The sequence below is a fragment of the Pseudotabrizicola sp. genome, from assembly GCF_030684215.1.
Classification (GTDB): Bacteria; Pseudomonadota; Alphaproteobacteria; order Rhodobacterales; family Rhodobacteraceae; genus Pseudotabrizicola.
The window spans coordinates 71,352-80,865 of sequence record NZ_JAUXOV010000013.1 but is presented as its reverse complement, the minus strand read 5'-3'; the positions used below and the strand labels follow the sequence as shown (position 1 = coordinate 80,865).

Annotated in this window: 9 protein-coding genes; 2 read left to right on the top strand and 7 right to left on the bottom strand. The window is 61.9% G+C overall.

Going from position 1 to position 9,514, the window contains the following annotated elements:
• Positions 1-136: 136 nt before the first annotated feature.
• From Q8K08_RS01295 to truA, 7 genes are all read right to left on the bottom strand, one after another.
• On the bottom strand, positions 137-298 hold the full coding sequence (locus tag Q8K08_RS01295; protein ID WP_304796826.1) for a hypothetical protein: 162 nt from the start codon (positions 296-298) through the stop codon (positions 137-139).
• Positions 295-1,662, bottom strand: a complete 1,368-nt coding sequence (locus Q8K08_RS01290; protein ID WP_304796823.1) for an amidase — start codon at positions 1,660-1,662, stop codon at positions 295-297. Before Q8K08_RS01290 ends, Q8K08_RS01295 begins: the two co-directional genes overlap by 4 nt.
• On the bottom strand, positions 1,646-3,070 hold the full coding sequence (locus Q8K08_RS01285) for a TRAP transporter large permease subunit (RefSeq protein ID WP_305248946.1): 1,425 nt from the start codon (positions 3,068-3,070) through the stop codon (positions 1,646-1,648). Before Q8K08_RS01285 ends, Q8K08_RS01290 begins: the two co-directional genes overlap by 17 nt.
• A 38-nt stretch (positions 3,071-3,108) precedes the next feature.
• Entirely contained in the window at positions 3,109-3,705 is a 597-nt protein-coding gene (locus tag Q8K08_RS01280) for a TRAP transporter small permease subunit (RefSeq protein WP_304797052.1), read from the bottom strand.
• Positions 3,706-3,811: 106 nt separating this feature from the next.
• Entirely contained in the window at positions 3,812-4,951 is a 1,140-nt protein-coding gene (locus Q8K08_RS01275) for a TRAP transporter substrate-binding protein (protein WP_304797054.1), read from the bottom strand.
• 147 nt (positions 4,952-5,098) lie between these two features.
• Positions 5,099-6,061 carry a D-glycerate dehydrogenase gene (locus Q8K08_RS01270; RefSeq protein WP_304797056.1) on the bottom strand — a complete coding sequence of 321 codons (963 nt, stop codon included), beginning with the start codon at positions 6,059-6,061 and terminating at the stop codon, positions 5,099-5,101.
• A 48-nt stretch (positions 6,062-6,109) separates the two neighbouring features.
• Positions 6,110-6,880 carry a tRNA pseudouridine(38-40) synthase TruA gene (truA, locus tag Q8K08_RS01265; RefSeq protein ID WP_305248945.1) on the bottom strand — a complete coding sequence of 257 codons (771 nt, stop codon included), beginning with the start codon at positions 6,878-6,880 and terminating at the stop codon, positions 6,110-6,112.
• A gap of 192 nt (positions 6,881-7,072) precedes the next feature.
• Between truA and Q8K08_RS01260 the strand changes: the two genes are divergently transcribed.
• Complete coding sequence (locus Q8K08_RS01260) at positions 7,073-8,482, top strand: YcjX family protein (RefSeq protein ID WP_305248944.1); 1,410 nt, start codon at positions 7,073-7,075, stop codon at positions 8,480-8,482.
• Positions 8,479-9,474: a YcjF family protein gene (locus Q8K08_RS01255; protein WP_304797754.1), complete on the top strand. Its 996-nt coding sequence runs from the start codon at positions 8,479-8,481 to the stop codon at positions 9,472-9,474. The genes Q8K08_RS01260 and Q8K08_RS01255 overlap by 4 nt, the downstream gene beginning before the upstream one ends.
• The last annotated feature ends 40 nt before the right edge of the window (positions 9,475-9,514 follow it).

The window sequence follows — 9,514 nt, the reverse complement described above, 5'->3', positions numbered from 1 at the left end:
TGCCGATATCGACACCGACGACGGCAAGGTCTTCGAGGCTTCCTGTCTTCTTTGCACACATGGCTACTTCTCCTTGTTGCACGGTTGATCCCTCTTCAGGGTAACCCAACTGTGGGGAAGCAGCCGACACATCCCTTTAGCCGCGTTTGCCGCGCAGGTTCTGGATCAGGTCCCACCCGGCCAGTGCCACCGTAATGCTCACCACGCCGATCAGATCCCAGCGCGGCACATGCCACAACAAGATACCCAAAAACCCAAGCATCACACCAAAGGCCAGCAGCGCCATCAGATTGTTCATTGGCTTGCGCCTCCTTCTGCCCCGGTTTCCACATATGCCATCAGCCAGCGCGCGGTGCGCAACAGCCGGGCATCATCGCCCCGCCGCCCAACCAATTGTAATCCCATCGGCAACCCGCTGTCTGCCCAGAACAGCGGCACTGTCACCGCGGGCACACCTGCCAAAGTCCACAGCCCGTTGAAGATCGCCGATCCGGTATACTCCAGCCCCTCGGGCGCAGGGCCGGGGGCCGCAGGGCACAGGATCGCGTCACACCGCTCGAACAGCGGGTTCAGGGCGGCGTTCAACAGGGTCCGCCAGTCCAGCGCCGCCAGATAATCGCGCGCCAGTACCGCTTTGCCCTCATCCATCGCAGCGCGCAGCACGTCAGACATCTGATCGCGCCCGCGCCTTTCAATCCCGTAATAGCACTTGGCCATCTCGGCAAAGTTGATCCGCTGCCGGATCGCTGCCACCTCACCCAAGCCCGGCAAGTCGGCCTCAAAGCATTGCTCGCCCAACAGCGCCGCCACTTCCTCGACCGCCGCCCGCATCTGCGGATCGGCCTCATTCCATCCGGGCGGGCGCACAAAAGCAAACATCGGCGTAACCGGCACCGCGGCCATGGTCACATCCAGCATACGTGGCACCGGCACGGCTTCGGTCGCGCGGTCTGCCGGATCATGTCCGGTCAGCACCTCAACCAGCAGCGCCGCATCCTCGACCGACCTTGCAAACACCCCCACCGTATCCAGAAACGGCGACTGCGGCAAAATTCCGGTGCGCGGTATCATCCCAAAGCTGGGCTTTACCCCCACCACCCCGCAATAGGCCGCAGGCCGGATCACCGATCCACCCGTTTGCGTGCCAATCGCCAAAGGCACCATGCCCGCCGCCACCGCTGCCGCCGACCCTTGCGACGACCCGCCCGGAGTATGGGCCGCATTGTGCGGGTTGCGGGTTTTGCCGGGGTGCATGTAGGCGCCTTCGGTCGTCACCGTCTTGCCAAGAATGATCGCCCCCGCCGCGCGCAGCCGCGCCACGATCCATGCATCTTCATCCGGCACCCGGCCTGCATCTATCGCCAAGCCGTTGGCGGTCGGTATGCCCTTAGTGTCGATGATGTCCTTCAACGCCACCGGAACCCCGTGCAGGGGGCCAATCGGCCGCCCCGCCTGACGGCGCGTATCAAGCGCGCGTGCCTGTTCCAGCGCATAGTCTCCATCCAGCCAGGCCCAGGCCTGTACCTGCGGCTCAACTTCGGCGATGCGGGCCAAATAGCGCTCCACCACCTCAACCGCGCGCAACGCGCCGCTGGCAAGACGGTCGCGCAAGACGACCGCCCCCAGCCCTGTCAGATCGCTCCGTTTATCGCCCCGGGCCATAGAATGCCTCCGGCAGGCTGAACACGATCGCCGGGAAGGTATAGAGCAGCACCATACAGATCACGACCATCCCGCAATAGGGCAGCACGCCCGAGAAGATCTCGGTCAGTTTGATCTGCGGTGGCGCAATCCCTTTCAGGTAATACGCGCTCATCGCCATGGGCGGAGTCAGGAATGACGTCTGCAAATTCAGCGCGACCAGCACACCAAAAAACAAGGGATCAATCCCGAACAGCGGTAAAAGCGGCAGGAAGATCGGCACAAAGATGATGATGATTTCCGACCATTCCAGCGGCCAGCCCAACAGGAAGATGATCACCTGCGCGAGGATTAGGAACTGAATTGGTGTCAGATCCAGCCCCATGACAAAATCGGCGATCACATGCTCGCCCCCCAGATAGCTGAACACCGCCGAGAATGTGTAAGAACCGACAAACAGCCAGCACACCATCGCCGTGGTCCGCACAGTCAGATAGACGCTTTCGCGCAAGCGCTGGAAGGTCATCGCGCGGTAAGCCACAGCCAGCACCATGCCACCCAGCGCGCCAATCGACGCGGCCTCGGTCGGGGTGGCCAGACCGAACAGGATCGACCCCAGCACCGCAAAGATCAGAAATGCCAGCGGGAAAAAGCTGGTCGCAAGCATCAACATCAGCTTGCCAATTGGCACTTCCGGCATTTCTTCGCGCGTCGGCTTCGGGGCCAGTTTCGGGTTCAGGATCGACCGACCGATGATATACACCAGATACAGCCCCACCAGTGTGAAGCCAGGCAGCAACGCCGCCGCATAGAGCCGCACAATCGACACGCCCGACGACGCGGCATAGACGATCAGCATGATCGACGGCGGAATCAGAATCCCCAGCGTGCCGCCCGCGCAGATGATGCCGGTGGCAAAGGAATGGTCATAGCGCGCCTTGAGCATCTGCGGCAGCGCCAAAAGTCCCATCAGCGTGACAACCGCACCCACAATCCCGGTTGCGGTCGCAAACAACGCACATGTCAGCAGCGCCGCAACCCCCATCGAGCCAGGGATGTTGCGCGTTGCAATCGCCAGCGTGCCAAACAGCTTGTCAACGATATTGGCGCGTTCAACGATGTAGCCCATGAACAGGAACAACGGAATCGCGGTCAGCACCTCGTTCGATATAACCGTATAGGTCTGGTTCACGAACAAGTCGAAGATGCGGTTGTTATAGAACCCCTCGATCCACAGGCTTGTGCTGTCCCACCAGCTGGCATCCTCGGTCAACCGGTTATAGCCGCGCCACATCCGGCTTGGGTCAAAGTAGGCGTAGTAGCCAAAGGCAATGCCCAGCGCCATCAGCGTAAAAGCGATCGGAAAGCCCAAGAAGACAAAGGCAATGAAAATGCCCAGCATCATAAGGGCGATTTGCGGGTCGGTCACGTTTGCGAACTCCGTAAATGGGGCGGCGGTTTGGCCGATTACCTTTGGGCTTTGGCAGCAGCTTCAGCGGCAGCCTCGGCCGCCTGCTTAATCAGCAATTGTTCGGTTTCTTCGACATCTTCATCCGCCTGCATCCAAACCCCGGTGCGCATACAGATTATGCAGCGAAACACCTGTGCGAGCCCCTGGATCAGCAGCAGAATACCCGCGACAACCATCACCGATTTGAACTGATAGATCGGGATGCCTGCCGGGCTATTGACCGACACTTCAGCATAGCCCCAGGACCGGCTGGAATACTTCCAGCCAGTAAACACCAGCGCCAGAATGCCCGGAAAGAAGAACAAAATATACAGCACCAGATCGACCAGTGCCTGCGTCTGTGGTCGCCAAGTGCGATAGATGAAATCGCCACGCACATGCCCACCACGTGACAGGGTATAGGCCCCGCCCATCATGAAGATCGTGCCATACATGATGAAACTCAGGTCCAGCGCCCAAGGTGTTGGCCGGTTGAATGCGTAGCGCACCAGCACCTCATAGGCCATGCCAAAGGTCATCAGAATAATCAGCCAGCCAAAGGTTTTGCCAAACCATGCAGAGAGCTGGTCGGCAAAGCGAATATACCCGAGCATGTGGGAAACTCCGTTTCTGCGGTCTTGCGGGCACGTCGGCTCGCATGGAAGATCACGACGCAGCAAAATTGGGGGCGCATCAGCGACGCACCCCCCAAAGATCAGGTTACAGCTTCAGTTTGCCGGGGAAGTAATGCTCGTAAGCAAGCCCCAGATCCGGCGCGTTCATCAGCTCGTAATAAGCGACCTTTTCGACCCACTCGCGCTGGCTGTCCAAGACCTTTTTGCTGAAGGCATCGGTTTCCAGATCAACGATCAGCTTGTCCCATGCTTCCAACTGAGCAGCCAAGATCTCTTTCGAGGTCCGGTGCACGGTCACACCAGAAACGGTTACGAGCTTCTCCAGATCGTTGGAATACTCCTTCATCGCCAGCGACAGGTTCGAGGTTGCCGAGGCTTCCACACCATATTTCAGGATCGCCTGCAGATCGGGCTCCAGATCATCCAGGAAATCCTTGTTGAACAGGAATTCAAAGGCTTCTGACGCCTGATGGTAAGAAGACAGGTAATAGTTCTTGGCAACATCCTGTGCGCCGAAACGGCTGTCGGACGATGGGTTGTTGAACTCGAACGCGTCGATCACGCCACGCTCCATGGCAGGTACGATCTCGCCGCCCGGAAGCTGCGCCACCGACATGCCCATTTCCTGCAACAGGTCAGCCGCCAGACCCACAGTGCGATACTTGAAGCCCTGGATGTCAGCAACCGTGTTCACTTCGGTCTTGAACCAGCCAAAGGGTTGCGCAGGCATTGGCATACCCATCATGCCAACCACGTTCAGCCCCAGAACATCCTGCGTCAGTTCACGATACAGCTCGGCACCGCCGCCCTGATAGAACCAGCCCAGCATGGTCGTTGCGGAACCGCCGAAGACAGGGCCGGTGCCAAAGAACGACGCCGCTTTGGATTTGCCATACCAATAAACCGGAACCGTGTGGGCAGCATCCAGAACGCCATCATTGACGGCATCCATCACCTGAAACGCGCCGACGATTGCACCAGCGGGAAGCAGGTCGATTTTCAAACGGCCGCCCGACATCTCTTCAACGCGTGTCACGTATTCGCGGGCAAAATCCATCCAGATGTCGGCAGCAGGCCACGAGGTCTGCATCTTCATCACAAGTGGGGCCTGCGCCAGAACGGCAGGTGCAGCCAGAACAGAGGCTGCTGCTGCAGCGGAGCCGCCCAGCGCACCTTTGCGCAGGAACGAACGACGGGAAAGCCCGGTGTCGCGGGTATCAGTCATTTGGTGTCCTCCCAGACGATTATGGCCGCTCCTCGCGACCTGTTATCTTAGTGAAGTTTAAAGCAGGGGCCGTAAAAAGCAAGCACTGGTCAGTTTTTTTTACCACTATACCCAATCATAGGTATGCGGCTGCCTGCAAACGGCCTGTCAGGCCACACGGTCGCCGGGCGTGCCGCCCGCAAAATACACGTCCAGATTGTCCAACGCCCGAAAACCCATGGCATCGCGCGTCTCTTCGGTGGCAGAGCCGATGTGCGGCAACAAGAACACGTTGGCCAGAGCAGCAATCGCCGGATTGCCGCCCGGCTCGGTCTGGAACACATCCAACCCCGCCGCAAACAACCTGCCCAAGCTTAGCGCAGCAATCAGCGCCGGCTCATCCACCAAACCGCCGCGCGCGGTGTTCACCAAAATCGCCCGCTCTGGCAACAGCGCCAAAGTGCGGGCATTGATGATTCCCGCATTCTCGGGGGTAGAAGGGCAATGCAGGGACAGCACATCCGACACCGCCAGCAGGCTCTCCAGCGTGTCATGAAAGACCGCGCCCTTTTCCAGATGATCGGGCAGACGGCGGCGGTTGTGATAATGCACCTCCATGCCAAAGCCCCGCGCCCGGTCTGCGGTGACCTGGCCCACGCGGCCCATGCCCAAAACACCAAAACGCTTGCCCGTCACCTGCCGCCCGACCATGAACGCGGGAGACCAGAAATCCCACTTGCCCGCCCGGATCATCGCATCGCCCTCGGCCCCGCGCCGCGCGGCCCCCAGCATGCACAGCATCGCAATCTCGGCCGTCGCATCCGACAACACATCGGGCGTGTTCGTCACCACAATCCCCGCCGCCTTTGCCGCCGCAAGGTCCACATGATCAGTGCCTACAGAATGGTTGGCGATAATCTTCAGCCTTGGCCCAAGATCGGCAATCACATCGGCGCTGAAGCGTTCAGTATGACAGGGCAACACCGCATCCACCTCACGGCACATCGCGATCAGGTCCGCACGCGAAAACAGCCGGTCCTCGGGGTTCAGGATCACATCATAATCGCGCGCCGCTCGCGCCTCGACCACGTCACGCAGCTTGCGCGCAATAAACAGCTTTGGTTTCGTCATATCTACCTCCCAGCTTTGTGCCAGACCCTAGCCCGTCAGGCAGCATGTTCAAGCAAAGGGATCGACCGGATAGCCCACCCCGGTCAGATACAGCCCCTGAGGCGGGCAAACCGGGCCGCAAGCCGCCCGGTCCCGCGCCTCCAGCGCCGCCCTCACATCTTCGGGCATCCACGCCCCCGCTCCCACCCGCTCCAGCGTGCCGACGATGGACCGCACCTGATTGTGCAGAAAACTGCGGGCGCGCAGGGTAAAGCGGTATTCCACCCCGCCCGCATAGGGGTGTTCGGAAATGAGAATCTCATCCAGTGTCTTGACCGGCGATTTCGCCTGACACGTGGTTGACCGGAAGGTTGTGAAATCCTGCAAGCCCAGCAGATGCACTGACCCCGCCTGCATCGCGCCCGCATCCAGCGGGTTCAACACCTGCCAGACACGGCCCCGGTCATGTGTAACAGGCGCGCGCCGTGTGACCAGCCGGAACAGATAGCGCCTCTCAAGCGCCGAGAACCGCGCGTGGAAATCATCCGCGACCCGCGCCGCGGCCAGCACCGCCACCGGCGCAGGCTTCAGATGCCAGTTCAGCGCCTCGGACAAGCGGAACGGATCCCAGTCGCGCGCAAGATCCACAGTCGCCACCTGTCCGGTGCCATGGACGCCCGCATCGGTGCGCCCGGCAGCGGCAATGGTGTGTGGCCCCGGCTCCAACCGTGCCAAAGCGTCCTCGACCGCAGCCTGAACCGACGGCTGGCCAGCGGCCTGCCGTTGCCAGCCCTGAAACGGGCCCCCGTCATAGTCGATTTTCAGCGCATATCTGGGCATGGCATGTCCTTAGCGAATTTACCCGGCGCTGCAAGTCCGCCGTGGCGCGGGCGCTGGCGGCGAAAAGCGCTCCGCGCGGGAGTATTTTCAAAGCAGCAATTCCAAAGATCGCGGCATCTGATGGCCGGGCTTTCCCCCTACCAAGCGCGGGCCAGCGTGCCTATGTTGGTGCCAAGCATAAGGAATACACGATTGGTCCTGTCCACCCTGACCGATGGCATCTCCCGCAGTCTTGAAGGGCTGGCGGGATCGGTGTCCGAGATTTTCGAGCCGACCCTGCGGCTGGGTGTCACCGGTCTGTCGGGTGCGGGCAAAACCGTGTTCATCACGGCGTTGGTTGCCAACCTGCTGGATCGGGGGCGAATGCCGCAATTGATGGCACAGGCACAGGGCCGGATAGAGACGGTCTTGCTGCAACCGCAACCAGACCTGACCCTGCCGCGATTTGACTATGAAAGCCACCTTATGGCGCTGATGGGGAGTGATCCACGCTGGCCGCAATCCACGCGGACGGTGTCAGAATTGCGGCTGTCTTTCCGATTGCGCCCCTCAGGCTTTTTGGGCCTGACCGGCACCACGCGCCTGCATGTGGACATTGTAGACTATCCCGGTGAGTGGCTGCTGGACCTGTCCTTGCTGGACAAGTCCTATGCCAGCTGGGCGGAAGAAACGCTGGAGCGCATCGCCAAGCGGCCAGAGGCGACAGCGTTCATGGCACAGGCCCGCGCCGAGGACGGGTCGCTTGCGCTGGACGAGCCGCGCGCGCAAGATCTGGCCGCTGCTTTCACCGCTTATCTGCACGCCGCCCGCGGCAAAGGCTGGTCCGACCTAACGCCGGGGCGGTTCCTGCTGCCGGGAGAACTGGCAGGCTCGCCCGTGCTGACATTTGCGCCCTTGCCCCAGCCTGCCAGCACCCCTCGTGGCAGCCTGTGGCGCGAGATGGAGCGACGATATGAGGCCTATAAGTCCAAGGTTGTGAAACCGTTTTTCCGCGACCATTTCTCACGCATTGACCGGCAGGTGGTGCTGATGGATGTGCTGGGCGCGATCCATGTGGGGCCCCGTGCAGTTGAAGACCTGCGCCGGACTATGGCCGAGATTCTGACCGCCTTTCGCCCCGGTGCAAACGGCTGGTTGACCCGGATTTTGGGTGGAAAGCGAGTGGAAAAGATCCTGTTCGCTGCGACCAAAGCCGACCATTTGCACCATCACCAGCACCCTGCCCTGACTGCCATCACCGAAGCGTTGCTGTCAGAGGCCCGCCGCCGCGCCGATTTTTCCGGCGCACGCACTATGGCGCTTTCGCTGGCATCCTTGCGCGCCACGGTTGAAGACAGCGTGCAGCGCGACGGCGCGGCGATTGACCTTGTGCGCGGGCGGCTTTTGGCCACCGGAAAGCAGACCGCAATGTACGCGGGCGATCTGCCCACCGACCCTGCCCGCATCCTCGCTCCTGCCCGCGAAGGCGTGGAGCGTTGGCTGGATGCCGATTTTTCGTTGATGGGCTTTGCCCCCGCGCGCATGGTGCTGAAACCCGGCGAAGGCCCGCCGCATATCCGGCTGGACCGGGCGGCAGAGTTCCTGATCGGAGACCGGCTGTGACCGACTTGCCCCCGCCGCCCCGCAAACCGCTGATCCTGGAGCTGGAGGATGAGGTTGACCCCGCCGCCGCCGCCCCGGTGCCCGATGATCTGCCGCAAGGCCAGGCGATGCAACTGGCCGCCCGCATCCGCGCGCCTCGCTCGAAGCTGGTGCGCTTTGCTCTGTGGGCTTTTGGCGCGCTTTTTACCTTTGCACTATCGGTTGCCGCCTATGACTTTGTAACCGGACTGTTTGCCCGCAACGCGCTTTTGGGTTGGGTCGCAGGCGTGCTTCTGGTGCTGGCGCTGCTCGCGGCTACGATGCTGGCCGGTCGCGAGTGGTCGGCTTATCTGCGGCTGGTGCGGCTGGATCACCTGCGACGCGATGCCGTCACCGCCCGCCAGACCGCCGATCTGAAATCCGCGCGCCGCATGGTTGCAGCACTGGTCAGCCTCTATGCCGCCCGCCCCGATACCGCTTGGGGCCGTGCAAGATTGGCCGAGCGACAGGGCGAGGTCCTGGACGCCGACGCCCTGTTATCACTGGCCGAGGCCGAACTGCTGCCGCCCCTGGATGCCCGCGCGCGGGCCGAGGTTGAAGCGGCCGCCCGGCAGGTCGCCATGGTGACAGCACTGGTGCCGCTGGCGCTGGCCGATGTGGCTACGGCACTGGTTGCCAACCTGCGCATGATCCGCCGCATTGCCGAGATCTACGGCGGGCGCTCAGGCGCGCTGGGGTCATGGGGCCTGCTGCGCCGGGTGTTTGCGTCGCTGCTGGCGGCGGGGGCTTTGGCACTGACTGATGATCTGATCGGTTCGGTCGCGGGGGGCGGTGTGCTGTCAAAACTTTCGCGCCGGTTTGGCGAAGGCGTAGTCAACGGCGCGCTGACCGCCCGCGTCGGCCTTGCCGCCGTCGACCTGTGCCGCCCGATGCCCTTTGTCGCGGTTCAACGCCCTTCAACCTCCGGCACCGTCAGCAGAGCCTTGGCAGGGCTGGTGCCGCGCAAAGCGTGACAGGATGCCCCCTAAGCCCGCGCCGGATGCGCTCCGCGCG

Bases quoted from the DNA above. Each gene is read 5' to 3' on its own strand.
- Q8K08_RS01295 (WP_304796826.1), bottom strand. From the start codon at position 298: ATGAACAATCTGATGGCGCTGCTGGCCTTTGGTGTGATGCTTGGGTTT.
- Q8K08_RS01290 (WP_304796823.1), bottom strand. From the start codon at position 1,662: ATGGCCCGGGGCGATAAACGGAGCGATCTGACAGGGCTGGGGGCGGTC.
- Q8K08_RS01280 (WP_304797052.1), bottom strand. From the start codon at position 3,705: ATGCTCGGGTATATTCGCTTTGCCGACCAGCTCTCTGCATGGTTTGGC.
- Q8K08_RS01275 (WP_304797054.1), bottom strand. From the start codon at position 4,951: ATGACTGATACCCGCGACACCGGGCTTTCCCGTCGTTCGTTCCTGCGC.
- Q8K08_RS01270 (WP_304797056.1), bottom strand. From the start codon at position 6,061: ATGACGAAACCAAAGCTGTTTATTGCGCGCAAGCTGCGTGACGTGGTC.
- truA (WP_305248945.1), bottom strand. From the start codon at position 6,880: ATGCCCAGATATGCGCTGAAAATCGACTATGACGGGGGCCCGTTTCAG.